This window comes from Lutimaribacter marinistellae, from assembly GCF_042648365.1.
GTDB classification, from domain to species: Bacteria; Pseudomonadota; Alphaproteobacteria; order Rhodobacterales; family Rhodobacteraceae; genus Lutimaribacter_A; species Lutimaribacter_A marinistellae.
The window spans coordinates 18,474-33,674 of the sequence record NZ_JBHRXI010000008.1 but is presented as its reverse complement, the minus strand read 5'-3'; the positions used below and the strand labels follow the sequence as shown (position 1 = coordinate 33,674).

The 15,201-nt window shown below is 59.7% G+C and carries 7 protein-coding genes; 6 read left to right on the top strand and 1 reads right to left on the bottom strand.

Going from position 1 to position 15,201, the window contains the following annotated elements; all coding sequences use genetic code 11:
- The first annotated feature begins 9 nt into the window (after positions 1–9).
- From ACFORG_RS08455 to ACFORG_RS08445, 3 genes are all read left to right on the top strand, one after another.
- The gene (locus ACFORG_RS08455; protein ID WP_386734981.1) at positions 10–1,113 is read left to right on the top strand and encodes an efflux RND transporter periplasmic adaptor subunit; all 1,104 of its coding nucleotides are present in this window, start codon (positions 10–12) and stop codon (positions 1,111–1,113) included.
- Positions 1,113–4,232 (top strand): efflux RND transporter permease subunit, encoded by a 3,120-nt coding sequence (locus ACFORG_RS08450; protein WP_386734980.1) that lies wholly within the window; start codon positions 1,113–1,115, stop codon positions 4,230–4,232. The genes ACFORG_RS08455 and ACFORG_RS08450 overlap by 1 nt, the downstream gene beginning before the upstream one ends.
- Before the next feature lie 80 nt (positions 4,233–4,312).
- Positions 4,313–5,935, top strand: coding sequence for a cation:proton antiporter domain-containing protein (locus ACFORG_RS08445; RefSeq protein ID WP_386734979.1), 1,623 nt, complete (start codon positions 4,313–4,315; stop codon positions 5,933–5,935).
- Positions 5,936–6,148: 213 nt separating this feature from the next.
- Here the strand turns inward: ACFORG_RS08445 and ACFORG_RS08440 are convergent, their stop codons facing one another.
- Positions 6,149–11,818 carry a beta strand repeat-containing protein gene (locus tag ACFORG_RS08440; protein WP_386734978.1) on the bottom strand — a complete coding sequence of 1,890 codons (5,670 nt, stop codon included), beginning with the start codon at positions 11,816–11,818 and terminating at the stop codon, positions 6,149–6,151.
- A 651-nt stretch (positions 11,819–12,469) separates the two neighbouring features.
- Here ACFORG_RS08440 and ACFORG_RS08435 point away from each other — a divergent pair.
- The 3 genes from ACFORG_RS08435 to ACFORG_RS08425 are packed head-to-tail and all read left to right on the top strand — an operon-like array spanning position 12,470 to position 15,129.
- The gene (locus ACFORG_RS08435; protein WP_386734977.1) at positions 12,470–12,958 is read left to right on the top strand and encodes a MaoC family dehydratase; all 489 of its coding nucleotides are present in this window, start codon (positions 12,470–12,472) and stop codon (positions 12,956–12,958) included.
- On the top strand, positions 12,955–14,001 hold the full coding sequence (locus ACFORG_RS08430) for a hypothetical protein (RefSeq protein ID WP_386734975.1): 1,047 nt from the start codon (positions 12,955–12,957) through the stop codon (positions 13,999–14,001). The genes ACFORG_RS08435 and ACFORG_RS08430 overlap by 4 nt, the downstream gene beginning before the upstream one ends.
- Positions 14,002–14,010: 9 nt before the next feature.
- Positions 14,011–15,129: a CaiB/BaiF CoA transferase family protein gene (locus tag ACFORG_RS08425; RefSeq protein ID WP_386734974.1), complete on the top strand. Its 1,119-nt coding sequence runs from the start codon at positions 14,011–14,013 to the stop codon at positions 15,127–15,129.
- Positions 15,130–15,201: the final 72 nt, after the last annotated feature.

The window sequence follows — 15,201 nt, the reverse complement described above, 5'->3', positions numbered from 1 at the left end:
GTCCGATCCATGTTCACCTATTCAAGACTGATCATCCTCTTGACGCTCGCCGGGCTTGCCGGCTGCGACGAGGAAGATGTGTCGGACACCGTTGAGATCGTCCGGCCCGTCAAGACGGCCGTTATTAAAGACCGCGCGCAGCTCCACGACCGGTTCTTCGTCGGTGTGGCACAAGCCGCCCGACAGGCGACGCTGGGGTTCAGCGTCGCGGGAACGGTGCAAAGCATCGAGGTCGGCTTGGGCCAAACCGTGTCGGAGGGGGACATGATCGCGCAACTCGACCCGGCGCCCTTCCAGACCGAGGTCGCGCGGCTGGAGGCCGAGCTCGAAAGCGCGGTGGCGACGTTTGAGAATGCAGAATTGCAGACGAACCGTCAGCGCGAGCTCGTCGCCCGGGATGTCGCCGCCGAGGCACAGCTTGACAGGTTTATTGCCACGGAATCGTCCGCTCGTGCAGCCGTCGCTGGCGTCACGGCCTCGCTCGAACGTGCCCGACTCAACCTCTCCTACACAGAAATCCGTGCGCCTTTCGACGGCGTCGTCGTGGCCACCTATGTAGAGGAATTTGAGGACGTGCTGAGTCAGGCATCAATTGTGCGGATCCTCGATGACAGCCAGATCGAGATGGTGATCGATGTTCCGGAACGTTGGATCTCGACCCTGCCGCGCGTCGATGGCTTCAAAGCGACGTTCTCCGCCCTCGATGGCCTATTTCTGCCAGCTGTGGTCAACGAAGTGGGGACGGAGGCTTCTGCGACCACAGGCACCTTCCCAGTTACGCTCCTCATAGAGCAACCCGAGGACCGGAAGATCTTGCCGGGTATGACCGGACGGGCACGGGGAGAGCCACGCGAAGGCGAAGCGCCTGCAAGCGGCATCTTTGTGCCGGCCGAAGGGATCTTCACGCCAGAAGGTGAGACCGGCACGTTCGTCTGGGTGATCGACGAAGGCGCGATGGCCGTTGCCGCGCGCGAGGTCACCTTGGGCGCTGCCGGATCTCTCGGCATCAGCATCGAAGGTGGCCTGGCAGCTGGGGAAAAGGTCGTTGCAGCGGGCGCCAACACGCTCCGCGACGGGCAGACAGTTCGCTTCATGGACGAGGAGGCAGAGTGATGGATCTCGCCAGCTTCTCCATCCGAAATGCGAAGTTCGCGTGGTTTGCTGTCCTTTTGCTCGTATTAGGCGGCATCGGGGCATTCAACTCGCTGGGTCAGTTGGAAGACCCCGAATTCACCATCAAGACCGCGGTCATCGTCACGCCCTATCCGGGCGCCGGGCCTGAGGAGGTCGAACAGGAAGTCACCGAGCCGATTGAGCGCAAACTCCAAGAAATCAAGGAGATCGACAACATCACCAGTGAGAGCCGAGCCGGTGTGTCGTCCATCGTCGTGGAGATCCGGGCGAACTATTGGTCTGACGAGCTACCCCAGATCTGGGACACCCTTCGCCGCAAGATCAGGGATATCGAGACCCAGCTGCCACCCGGCGCCGGTCGGCCCGCGATCAACGATGACTTCGGCGATGTGTCCGGTCTCGTCATCGCTCTGACCTCGGACGGCTTCCCGCACCATGAGTTGCGCGACTATGCTGAATCGCTCGAAAGGGAGCTCGCGCTCGTTGGTGGTGTAGGCCGCGTCAGCCTTTGGGGTGTGCAGGACCGCGCCATCTTCATCGACATGCAAGAAGAAACTCTTGCAGCTCTCGGCATCTCTGGGGGGACGATCCTCAACACGCTATCAACGCAGAACACCGTTGTCGATGCCGGCCGCGTGAATGTCGGCGATTACCGCATGCGGATCGCGCCCACGGGAGCCTTCACCGACCCCGATGACATCGCCGAGCTCGCCATCAGACCCAGCGCGCTTGACCGCCTCCAGATGCAGGACCGAGAAGGGTCTCAGATCGTGCGTCTCGGCGATCTTGGAACGGTCCGTGAGGGATACGTGGACCCATCGACAACCTTGATGCGCTTCGACGGCCGGCCCGCGATCGGGATTGCGTTGTCGTTCCAGTCCGGTGTGAACGTGGTTGCGATTGGCGAGGCCGTGGATGTGCGGCTGGAGGAGCTCCGGGCCGATCTCCCGGTGGGGATCGAGGTTGGCAAGGTGCACTGGCAATCCGACGATGTGGACATCGCTGTATCGAGCTTCCTCGTCAGCCTTGGTCAGGCGGTGGCCATCGTCCTGGTGGTGCTTACGCTGGCGATGGGCTTGCGGATGGGGATCATCATTGGCTCCGGTCTGATCCTGACGATCCTGGCGACCTTCATACCGCTTGCGATGTTCGGCATTGACCTGCAACGCATGTCGCTCGGCGCGTTGATCATCGCGCTCGGAATGATGGTCGACAACTCTATCGTGGTGGCCGACGGGGCGAGCGTGCGCATGGCCAAGGGGATGGATCGCATAAAGGCCGCTATCGAGTCGGCAAGTCGGCCGGCGATCCCGCTCCTAGGCGCCACCTTCGTGGCGATCATGGCGTTCTACCCGATCTTCGCCTCGGTTGAGAGCGCAGGTGAGTATTGCCGAACACTTTTCTCGGTCGTGGGCCTCGCGCTGTTGGTTAGCTGGCTCCTGTCGATGACGGTCACGCCCCTCCAATGCGTCATGCTGCTGCCGGAGCCCAAGCCCGAGGCCGAAGACGCCAAGGAGGCCATGTTCCTGCGCGTCTACCGAGCCGTTCTGGAAGCCGCGATCCGGGTGCGTTTTCTGACGATCGGGATTGCTGGCGCGGCCCTAGTCGCGTCGGTGATCGGGTTTGGATCGGTCACGCAACTCTTCTTCCCGACTTCGGCAATGTCGAAGTTCATGATTGACTACTACGCGCCGGAAGGCACGCGGATCGAAGCGGTCGACGCCGCCATCGCCGACCTCGAGCCAGTGATGGCTGCGCAGGAGGGCGTGACGGGTGTTGCAAGCTTCATCGGTGCGGGCCCGCCCCGCTTTTATCTGCCGGTGGACCCAGAAGCCACGAACCCGACCTATGCCCAGGTGATCGTTAACGTCACGGACCATACGGTGATCCCGGGTATCGCAGACGTTGCGGCAGAGTGGCTTAGGGAAAACCACCCCGAAGCGACGACCTTCACCCGGCGCTTTGGCGTGGGACCCAGCAACACATGGGCCTTCGAGGCGCGCATCGTCGGCCCGGCGACGGCCGACCCTGCGATCCTGCGCAGCTTTGGTGACCGGGCGCTCCAGATCCTCGAGGTACATCCCTGGACCAAGGTGTCGCGTACCGATTGGCGCAACGAGGTGCTGGTGCAGGTGCCAGAGTTCGATCAGGCGAGCGCACGGTGGACGGGCACAACGCTCGAAGATCTCGGCAACGCGACGAAGCGCGCCTTCGACGGCCGCACCGTGGGCCTCTACCGCGACGGCGATGAGCTCTTGCCCATCATCGTGCGTCAGACGGTAGAAGACATCAGCGCAGTCGACAATTTCGAGCTTTTGCAGATGCAGAACCCGGCGCAGACGGGCACCTTGCCCATCGGCCAAGTCCTCGATGGGATAAGGGTCGAGACGGAGAACCCCGCGATCCTTCGGCAGGACAGGGCACGCACGCTCACGGTCCAAGCCAACCCAATCGACAGTGTCACCCTTCCAACCTACCGCGCCGCGGTGCTCGAGCAGTTCGATGCCCTAGCCGCGGACCTGCCGGCTGGCTACCGACTGGAATGGGGCGGAGAGTACGAGGACACCGTGTCGGCGCAGGCCTCTCTGGTGCCCGGACTCGTGCCGGCCTTCGCTGTGATGGCGCTGATCGTGGTTGGGCTTTTCAACGCCTATCGCCCACCCCTGGTCATCTTCGCCACGATCCCCTTTGTGCTGATCGGGATCGTGCCGAGTCTCTTGCTGACTGACTCGCCATTTGGGTTCGTGGCGTTGCTCGGGGCGATGAGCCTGTCGGGCATGATGATCAAGAACGCCATCGTGCTGATCGACGAGATCAATGAGAACAAGGCGCAGGGTCTTGCTCCCTATGACGCGCTCATTAATGCCGGGGTCTCGCGACTGCGGCCTGTCGCGCTAGCCGCTGCGACCACGGTGCTCGGCGTCGTGCCGCTCTTGCCCGACGTGTTCTGGGTGGGGCTGGCAGTCACCGTCATGGGCGGCCTCACCGTCGGCACGGTGCTGACAATGATCCTCGTCCCAGTTTTCTACGCTACCGTGCACGGGATCCGCAAAGGGCCGGCGGAGCCGCAAGGCGAGGCCAATCCCGCTCCAGCCTGAGCCCGGGCAGCGCCCAGCTTGACGACCATTGCACGTCCTTCGGGGCGAGCAATCTCCCCGTATCCTTAAGGAGACACTCGATGGAACCTCTGTTTCTTGGAACAGCCTTCCTGTTGGGTCTTGCTGCCCGTCAAGTCGGTCTGCCCCCCTTGGTCGGCTTCCTTGCTGCCGGGTTTGCGCTCAACGCCTTCGGTCAAGAAAGCGGGCCGATTCTCGTCGAGCTATCCGATCTCGGGGTCACGCTTTTGTTGTTCTCAATCGGGCTGAAGCTGAAGGTCGAAACCCTGCTCCGGCCAGAGGTCTGGGCGGGTACGAGCCTCCATATGGCTGTGACGGTCGCGTTTTTGTGCTTATTCATCTTTGGCCTGAGCGCCTTCGGGGTAATGATCCTCTCGGATCTCACAGCCAGAAGCAGCCTCCTTGTCGCCTTCGCGCTTAGTTTCTCCAGCACGGTGTTTGCGGTGAAGGTGCTGGAAGACAAAGGCGAGATGAAGACGCTGCACGGACGCGTCGCCATCGGCATCCTGATTATGCAAGACATCATCGCTGTGGTGTTCATCACTCTTTCTACGGGCAAGGTCCCGTCCATCTGGGCGCTCGGTCTCTTTGGGCTGATCCTGCTGCGCCCCGTTCTCTTCCGCATGATGGACAAGTGCGGCCACGGGGAACTCGTTCCGCTCTTCGGCCTCTTTGCCGGTCTGGTTTTGGGGGCGGGGCTATTCGATCTTGTCGGAATGAAGGCCGATCTCGGGGCTCTGCTGATGGGCGTACTGCTGGCCAAGCATCCGCGGGCGGGCGAGATCTCTGATGCGTTATTGAACCTCAAGGACATCTTCCTCGTCGGCTTCTTTCTGAATATCGGTCTGTCGAGCGGACTGAGTTTGGAAGCCGTGCTCACTGCTTTGCTCTTCATGCTGGTCTTGCCGATCAAAACGGGCCTCTTCTTCGCACTGCTGACCCGCTTCAAACTGCGCGTCCGAAGTGCGACCCTCGCCGCCTTCAGCCTTTCGACCTACAGCGAGTTCGGTTTGATCGTCGGCGCGATCGGCGTGTCGAACGGCTGGCTTGGTTCAGAGTGGCTCGCAGTGATCGCCCTGGCTCTGGCCGCAACGTTCATCGTAGGGTCACCGCTGAACGCCATGTCTCAGAAGATCTACGACGCACTCCACACCCGCCTGCATTCATGGGAGCCAGATGGATGTCACCCAGACGATGTTCCTCTGGAGATTGGTAAAGCTCAAATTGCCATCTTTGGCATGGGGCGCGTAGGCTCCGGAGCCTATGATGCGATGCGCGCGGAATACGGCGAAATAGTCATCGGGATCGACAGTGATCCTAACACAGCTGCGCTTCACCAAGACGCGGGACGCAACGTCGTCATGGGAGATGCGGCAGATTCCGACTTCTGGGAACGGGTCAAGAAGGACGAAAAGATCAAACTCATCATGCTCACCCTTCCCGATCTCGACTCGAATCTGGCCGTCATTGGCCGTCTGAAAGCAGGGAAGTATCTTGGCAGGGTCGCGGTCGTAGCGCGATATCTCGACGAAGTGGAGATTCTCGCAGCCGCCGGCGCAGACGTGGCGGTCGATACTTTCTCCGAGGCGGGAGCCGGGTTTTCCGGGCACGTCCAGGACCGCTTAGCGGGAGACCTTGACCAGCTTGGGGTTCGTAGCCCGAAAGCGACCTCAATATCTTCATAATCCACGTTGAGAGCGCCGCCGCAGCATCCGAGCACGGTTCTGAGAGAACAGGGTTCGGTGGTGTGTTCGTTCAAGCTATGCTGCGGCCGCTAACAGTGCCCCCGCAAATCCGTCCGCCTTGGGCTCGTTCCGTTCGATCGCCTCGACGATGTCGGGCGCGAGCAGAGTCAGGCGCATGACGCGCGTCATCTAGGAGGGTGCGACGCGCCTCGATCACAGGATCAGGTCGTGCGCGTTCAACTCGCCGGAACCGTCGAACACCATGTAATCCACCGTTTCAAAGAGATGGGCGGTTTCACCATCGGTGGACTGGTCCTCGACCACGTGCAGGTCGAACTGACCGATCGTATTGTTCAATGTGCGAACGCTTGCCGGGTCTGTCCCGTCGTAGCTGGCAAGGCTGGGGAAAATCAGCCGGTTGGAAAGGTAGTCGAAATCATCCGGTATCGTGACCGGGTTTTCATCCACGGTATCGCCGAGACTACGCGCCGCGAATTGCCTGCCGCCAGTCACGCCGTTGGCTTCCTCGACGGCGAAATAGCCGATCGTCTCTGTTGCGTGGGACGCGCCGCCTCCGAAGCTGGTCGATTCCTGTTCCTGCATCGCGACTTCGAACCCTGTGGCATCGACGTTACGCATCCGGGTCAAGGCGTAACCGCCTTCATTGTTGGTCTGGATCGAGGTCACGACAACAGGTCGCGCGTCGAACAGTCCGTTCGCGAAACTGACCTGCTCGAACCCGTCGGTCGTCAGGTTGTCGGTCTCGATCGTACCGGCGGTGAAACGGGTCCCATCCTCCATCTCGTAGGTTCCAGCCTCGACCACAAGCAGGCTGATGGTTTGCGAGCCGAAACTACTGACCGGACCGTCCGCGATGCTCGTGGCTATGGTGACGCTACCGGCAACGGTGTCGATATCGGTAACCCGCACGACGATCGGCAGACTGCCCGGCGACGACACCCGCGCGATCACGACCGGGTTGTCATACTCGTTGTCGAGCGTCACGGATATTCCAGAGGGGGCGACCGAGATCTGATGGAACTCGCCCACCGCGCCGTCCTTGCGGATACCACGCAACAGCTGCTCGCTGTCAAAGGCGACCAGACCGATTTCCTCGCTTCCATGCGTGGTCTCGGGATCGGCGGCGGTATCCTCCTCGAACCAGAAAGTCAGCTCGTCCGAGGTTGCGCTAACACCACGCGTGTTTACCGGATCGCTGTCATTGGAGGAGTTGACCTGCCCAAAGAACAGCGGCGCATCGTTCAGGGCATCCATATTGGCCAATGGATAGGTGTACGGAGAGGTGCCCGAGACGCTGATATTCGTGCCCGATGCGTTGCCCATCACGTTTACTTCGGTGGCGATGTATCCGATGGTTTCGGATACATGGAACCCGGTATTCCCGGCCTCGTCCTCCTGCAGGGCTACGGCGAAGCTGTCGAAAGGGTTGGAGGTCAGAGTCTGCCGGGTCGAAACGAATTCGAATCCGTTATTGCTTTGCACCTGGCTCAGCACCACAGGCCGTTCGTCAAACATCGCAGCATATTCGACAAGTTCGAACCCGTTGCCCGACAGAGTATTGGTGTCGATGGTTCCCGCCTCGATCACGCGCCCGTCGGGAGTTTCCCAGCGCCCGGCCTCCATGACCATGACATGGACCGTTTCAAAGAAATGCACATCGTCCTGATCACGTGGTTCCTGAAGGCGAAGCGAGATCGTGTCGGTTTGCACGTCGATATCCGTGATCCGGACAGTGACCGGCGAGATGCCGTTACGAGTGGCAACATGGGCCACGACGACCGGTTTGTCATAGTCGTTATGCAACTCCAGCGTCACCGGCTGTTCGTTTACGCGCAGGCTGCGCACTTCGCCAATGGCAGGCATGGCCCGACCGCCAAGGATCAGGTTGGTGAGATCTGCGGAAATCGAGATGGTTTCGGGGTCGTGGAAGGTTTCCGCATCGCGGGCGGTATCCTCTTGCGCGCGGGCCTCGAACCCTTGGCTGCCCAGCGCGTCTATGCGGATCGTCGCTGGATCATTGCCATTGAAGCTGGCTATGTTTGCTTGCAGCCAATAGGTTGCCAAGGTCTCTCCGAACTCCACCCTGGCGAACGCCCCGCCGATCCCGTCAGCAGTTCCGAGATATCCGTTTTGAGGGTGCGGTCCATATTTGCTGCGGGCCATGTAGCCCACGGTTTCAGTATTGTGAAAGCCGGAATTTCCAGCTTCGTCCTCTTGCAACGCGATTCCCACGGTCGTCCGGCTTGGCAGTGTCTGCCGCGTGGCCACGAAATCGGACCCGTTGAATGTCTGCACCTGGCTGTGCACGACCGGCAGGTCGGCAAAGTAGTTCTGAAAAGCAACGGTGTCGAAGCCGTCCGTCGTCAGCTGGTTGGTATCGAAGGTTCCAGCTTCGAGGTATCGGTCGTTGGACTGCATCCATGCTCCGGCTTCGACCACGGTAAGATGAACCGTTTCGTTGAAATGGATGTCATCCTGGTCGGAAGGTTCCTGCAGCCGCAGGTCAACCGTCTTGGCGTTGACGTCTATATCGAGGATGCGCACCGTCACTGGGCTGATGCCGTTATTGGTTACGACCGTGGCGAACACCACCGGGTTCTGGTAGTCGCCGTCGAAAGCGTAGGTGCTGACGTTGTGATCAAGGGTCAGGCTGGTGCGCTCGCCCAGTTTGGTCAGGTGGTTCAGGTTTCCGCGCCGGAAATCGGCATAGTCCACGCCCTCCAGCGTCATCGACGTGCTGCCATCCGTGCTGCGCAACACGACACCGGCGGTATCTTCGAGAACCTCATAATCCTGGGTACGCATTGTGATTTCGTCGAACTCGACCTCGAAATTCTCAACCACGTCGTGACCATGCCCGAGGGTGAAGTCATAGAGGTCGCGGCGCCCGTCGAGTTGGGAAACGATGCGGTCGTTACCCACTCCTCCGACAAAGATGTTGCTGCCCACGTCGCCTATCAGAGTGTCGTTCCCGTCATTGCCGTACAGGATCGCGTCTTCTCCATCCGAGGAAACGCGGTTGGCGTTTGAATTTCCATAAAGTTGCTGGCCGAATCCACCCGCTCCATGCAGGTTCTCTACATGATTGTAGAGCGCGAGGTGGGTCGACTGCAGCCACGAAACAATGGTGTCATTTCCGCCAAGCGCCAGTTCGGTTACGACATCCATTTCCTGATCGATGTGCAACTCGTCATTGCCGCTGCCCCCAACCAACGTATCGAAACCAATTCCACCGATCAGGGTGTCGTTGCCGCTGTCGCCGCGCAATTCGTCATTGCCGCCTTCGCCCCGCAACAGGTTGTTGCCATCGAAGACCGAGTTGTCGACCTCCAACAGGTTGTCCTCGTTATCGCCCCGCAAGGCAGCACTGCCCGAAACGAGAAGGTCTTCGATGTCGAACAACTGATCGCGTAGCAAACCACCCGAGACTGTCTGCCGATTGTTGAGTAGGTCGAATTCCGTGATCGACGACCACGCAATGGCGGTTGCCTGGTATTGGTCCCGTCCGCCACCGCCGTTGTAGACATCGATATTCTGGGACGCTCCATTGTTGGTGTCGACAAAGATGTCGCGATTGCCGCCGCCCGTAACGGTATCTCGCCCCAAGCCGGCATCGATGATATTATTGCCCGATCCCGCGTTGATCTGATCGTTGACCTCGGAACCGATGATGTTGTCCGAAGAGGAGTCGCCATTTACGATAACGCGATCCTCGCCGCTCCAGTTCGAGAAGTTCAGCGAGGATAGATCGAGCGTGACACGCGGCCCCATCACTACAACGATCTCGTTTTCGCGACCAAAGGTGGGGTCACCGATGATATTGGCGTCAAGCGCCAAGCCCGGGCCGAACTGCGCCGCATAGAACACCGCTGAATTCGTCCCTCCGGCACCTTCGAAAGCGAGCTCTTCGAAACCACTCAGCGATGTAAGCTGAAAGCTGTGTGTGCCACCGAAGCGCGACACCAGGCGATCGAAATCCGCACCGCCATCAAGCACCATTCCGCTGGTCGCCTCGCCTGCAAAAACCTGGATCTCATCATCGTCATCGCCGCCGCGCAGCGTATCTGCACCGCCCCCGCCCGAAATCGTGTCTTCGGCGCCGTTGCCGTGGATCTCGTTCGCCAAGCTATTACCGATCAGGTTTTCGCCCGCCAGCCCGTTACCGCCGATAATGTGTTCGAACGAACTGACCACCTCCGCCGACCCGTTGTGGGACCAGCTGTTCGTGGCAAGGTTGATAGTGGGGGAAAAGATCCAGGGAATCGCGCTGAGGTCGAACGTGTCATAGCCTGTGCCGCCGTGATACGCATCTCCGTTGAACAGAACATCGCGCATCTGCACTGTATCTTCGCCGCCTTCGGCGAAGATCGTCGTGCCGCCGGTGTCGTCGATGTAGGTTTCATCGCCCTGGCTGCCGCGAAAGACCTCGATTCTACGGAACGTGTCGGACAGGCCCGTCAAGGTCGAGGTGGCATGCCCCTCACCGATATCCACGGTCACGCGTCCCGAAGCGAAAGTCAGCGTGGACCAGTCCAAGGTGTCGGTCCCAAGGCCGCCGTCGTAGTCGTCGCCGCTGGGGAAATCTGTATCGTGGAAAAGGTCGTCATCCGCCCCGCCATCGACAAAGTCGTCGCCACCCTGCGCGGTGATCGTGTCGTTTCCGGCGTTGCCGTAGATCTCGTTTGCAAAATTGTTTCCGAACAGGACGTTGTTACCAGACCCGCCGTTGATCGCATTGTTTGCATTTGTCAGGCTCAGCATCTGCCCGCGAATGGCGCGATCATCCGTGTCATCCGGCGTCTGGCTGAGGTCTTCCCAGACAACCAGCGCGCGCCCGTCGTCGTTCACCGCAACGGCGGGCAATATCTGGCTGTCGGTCGCAGTGGTGTTGACCTGGATCAGACTGCCAACCGTCGCACCGGACGCGTCGTAACGCTGCGCCGACAGATCACTGCCCGAGTCGATTCCAACGAGCAGAAAGCCTCCATCGTTGAGCGCCTTTACCTCGGCATTCCCGGCCAAAGCGGTCTGCGAAATATCCGAGGTCACGGGCGTTGCGTCCTCGTTGAAGATACGGAACTGATGATCGCCTGCTTGATCCCACGCGACAACGAAGTCCCCATTCGTCAGGGTGGTCACCGAGGGCCTGAGTTCGTCGCCGGAGGTGTTACTGTTTACCGCGAATTCCGACACCACGGTCACGCCCGTCTCGGTGACGATCTTTGCGCGCGTGGCCTTGTTCCCATTCAGAAGCTCGCGCTCCCAGACAATGACGACGTTGCCGTTGTTCAGTTTCGCAATATCCGCATACCGATGATTTCCGGTGCTGGTGGAGGCCAGCCCGTCGAGAAGTGTTTGCCGCGTCCCGGTGGCGGAAAACGTAGCGTAGCGGATATCCTGATCGCCGAAATTGCCTTGTGTCCAGGCGGCGGCGAACCCGCCACTGTCGAGGGCGGTCAAGGTGACCTGGTTGATCGGGCCAACAACGTCCTGCGGTGCGCGCGGAAGGACGATTTCGGCAATCACCTCGGACGCGTCGGACGACAGGATCGTTGCGCGAACATCGATCCCGCCATAGGTGTAGCCCACTACGATGTTTCCGTTGTTCAAAACGGCTACCGAAGGAGCGGTCGCATATACGCCGGGGGACGGGCCGCCAACGCGTGTCTCGGCACCGATTGGCCCGCCGGCCTCGTTCAATATGCGTAACCCGATCTGGTTCGAAGCGCCGTAAGCCTGTGTCTGGTAGGCAACGACGAAATTGCCGTTTGGGGCCACCTCAACACTCGGATATCTCTGCGCATCCACGATACGAGAGTTGATGAGCCGCTCGGGCCCCCAAAGAAATGGCGTAATGGTCATGGTCGCCCCCCAATCCCCACACGAAAATATCTTGATCAAAACCCACTGAAAAAACGTGGGCGGCAATAGAAAGTGTTCCCGGTAATTCGGGTTACGAAGATGTTCTTCGATTTGAGTGAACTTGGCAAGGATCGGCCTGAAAGCGATAGCATACGACCAGCCTCGGTCTATCATGCGAAGCTTTGTTTCTTCGCATCTCCGTCGCGCAGATTACCAGAAACTGGGTGTTCCGTACCTCAGGCAGACTTGTCCGACGGCCTCTGTGACCAGATGACTTAGCGGGGGTTGCGCAATCGCACCGCTTGCGCGTCGATTGGCCAGACAGGCCGTACTTTCGTCTCTAGCACTTGGCCGCTTCAGACGCGATACCTCAACCGAACGCGTGTCCCCGACACCCGGTTGAAGAAATTTCCGCGTCGCCTAGGGTGGCAGAACTACACTTCCAGCGAGGTTTGCACCTATGGAACGATTGTCACGAACTGCGTCAGACCGGGCCAACCCGCTGGCTGGTCTCGAGCAAACCACCTTCCCACAAATTACGAAGTTCCTGTTGAAAAGGCTAGAATCTCTGCGACCTACCTTACCGATCGCACGCTGTGTCGCTCTGCCCATGCAACGTCTCGGGTTTCGGTTAGGAATGGGTGAAGGTTCATGATCGACGATTTCGACGTCTTGCGCGATCTTCACGCCGGACCAAACCGTTATTTCGAGGATTTCGAACTCGGAGAAAGATTCTACATTCCGTCCCGCACCATGACCGAGGCGCTTTTTGCGGCGTTCCAACTTGCCTCGGGCGACAACGATCCGATCCACTACGATGTGAACTACTGCCATGCGCGCGGACACAAGCACCTCCTGGCACATGGCATGCAAGTAATGATCCAGTCGGCGGCAGGTGCAGGCACATTTCCGCAGCAGGTGGCCGCCTCCCTTCTCGGAATGATCGAACTTTCCGGTCGCGTTCTCAAACCTGTCTATGCCGGTGACACGCTCTACCCACGTCTTACTATCGCCGGACTGAAGCCGCAGAACACGACCGGAATCATTACGTTGAAGGCAGAGATCTGGAATCAGGACAGCGTTCAGGTTTTCGAAGGCGAGCACAGCTACCTGATCCGCAAACGGGAGCCCGAAGGATGAATTCGATCAAGGCGCAGGCGCATCTGCATCACCAGTACTTTCTAGGTCTTCAACTGATGGTCGCCGTCGAGAAAGGGCGCGATGTCGTGGGCGATTGGATGTTTCGGCTGTTCCGAAGGCAGCATGAAGACAAGTTTCTGTCGAGCTTCGAAAAGCTTGGACTTAGTGACCTGCCCCACGCAGTCGCATGTGCAAAGTATCATGTCTTGTCCAATGGTGTCGGCGGGGTCCGTGTCGAATACATGGAGGAAAACGATCGCAAGGCTTGGGTGCGGTTCCGTTATCCGCGCTGGATGTATGACGGTCCCGCGATCTGTGGCATCCCGGTCGAGGCCAGCCGTGGCTTCCTGCGCGGTTGGTATGCTCAAAACGGGGTGTCATTGAAGAACCCGCGCCTTGGGTATGTCTGCGTCTCCGAAGACCTGACCGGTCAATTCGGGTTATGCGGCTACTTTCAGGAGTATGACCACGAGCTGCTGCCAGAAGAACGGCTGCGCTTTGCTCCGCAAGAAGTGCCGCCGTCTTTTGACCCAAGCAAACAGCCTGCGCCGCCAGATGACCAGTGGAGTGATGAGCGACTATCCAAGGCCGCGCGAAACTATGCGCTGGAGTATGTCCGCAACGGCTTACGTGAATTGGGACACGTCATCGGTGCGGACCAGGCAATGGACATTGGAAAACGCGCTGCACGCCTGACCGGACTTCAGCAGTACCGCCATTTGGCACAAGCAATGGACTGCGTCGATGGCGCGGTACCGGATGTTGCGGACTTCTTGCAGAAAGCTTTCGCCGGAATGGGTGACGGGGTTGAGATGACACTGCACGATGATGGTCAGCAGGCGAAGGTAACACAGACCGGGCTGCGCGTCGTTCGCGATATCGAAGGCCACGACCGGGCCAGTATCCTGGCGTGCTGGATTCAACTCTGGTTGGGTGCCATCGCATCACACCGCAGCTTTTTCGATGTCGGGGTCGAGCACAATGCAGACGGCCTGGTGTGGAAATTGTCGCTTCGCGAACAAGCATCCATCCAACAAACGTAGGACAATACCATGCAGCTTTCAGGAATCCGCGTTGTTGAGATTGGGCAGGCTTTTGCTGGTCCCTTCGCCTCGGAAATTCTTGCGCATCTTGGGGCGGACGTCATCAAGATCGAACGCCCCGGCAGCGGGGATGAAGCGCGCCGTTGGGGGCCGCCGTTCTGGGGCGAAGATGCCGCGGTCTTTCATGCGATCAACAGCAACAAAAGATCCGTTGCTCTCGACCTGAAAGACCCAACCGACGTTGCCACATGCAGGTCGCTTATCGCCGACGCTGACGTGTTGGTACACAATTTGCGACCCGGCGCCCTGAACCGGCTCGGCCTCGGACCGGATACGCTCGCCAGCGAGTTTCCCCGGCTGATTTACGCCGAGATCAGCGCTTATGGCCCCAAGGGACCTCTGAAGGATCTGCCCGGCTACGAAATCCTTGGACAGGCCTTCGGTGGTGTCATGAGCATTACGGGAGAGGCCGACCGCGCCCCTGTCCGGTGCGGCCCTTCGGTATGTGACTTCGGCTCGGGCATGTGGCTGGCCATCGGTGTTCTCGCCGCTATCCAGGAACGACACAGGACTGGAAAGGGTGGCCTTGTTCAGACCTCGCTTTTTGAAACCGCCCTGGCATGGACGGCTGTCGCCGCAAGCTCGTATCTTGCGTCTGGCAACGAACCGGGCCGCAACGGAGCAAGCCATCACCTCATTTCTCCTTATGGGTACTTCGAGACGGAAACCGGCCCTCTCATGCTGGCCTGCGCAAGTGACGCGCTTTTCCGCAAGCTGGCCGAGGTACTCGATCGTCCTGACTGGCCGGACGACGATCGGTTCCGTGACAACCCCGCACGTGTCCGGAACAAGGCGCTGATAGAGGGGATGGTCGGCGATCTCCTGAAACGGAAGCCGCAGGAGTATTGGTTTGACGTGCTTGGCAAGGCCGGCGTCCCATGTGCCCCGGTAAACACCATATCCGAGGCATTGGACCACGCACAAACCGAGGCTCTGGGTATGGTTCAAGCTGCGCCCGACAACCCCGAGATACGCGGATTGGGCCTGCCGCTCAGCTTCAACGGAAAACGCCCAGAACAGCACACTGGTGCGCCACCTGTAGGCTCCTCAGAGGCATCTTGGTCATAAGCGCGATTTGGTGGATCTTTCTGTTGGTCCACCGACCCCGCACATCTTCGTGCGGATTGTGATTGCGCGCGC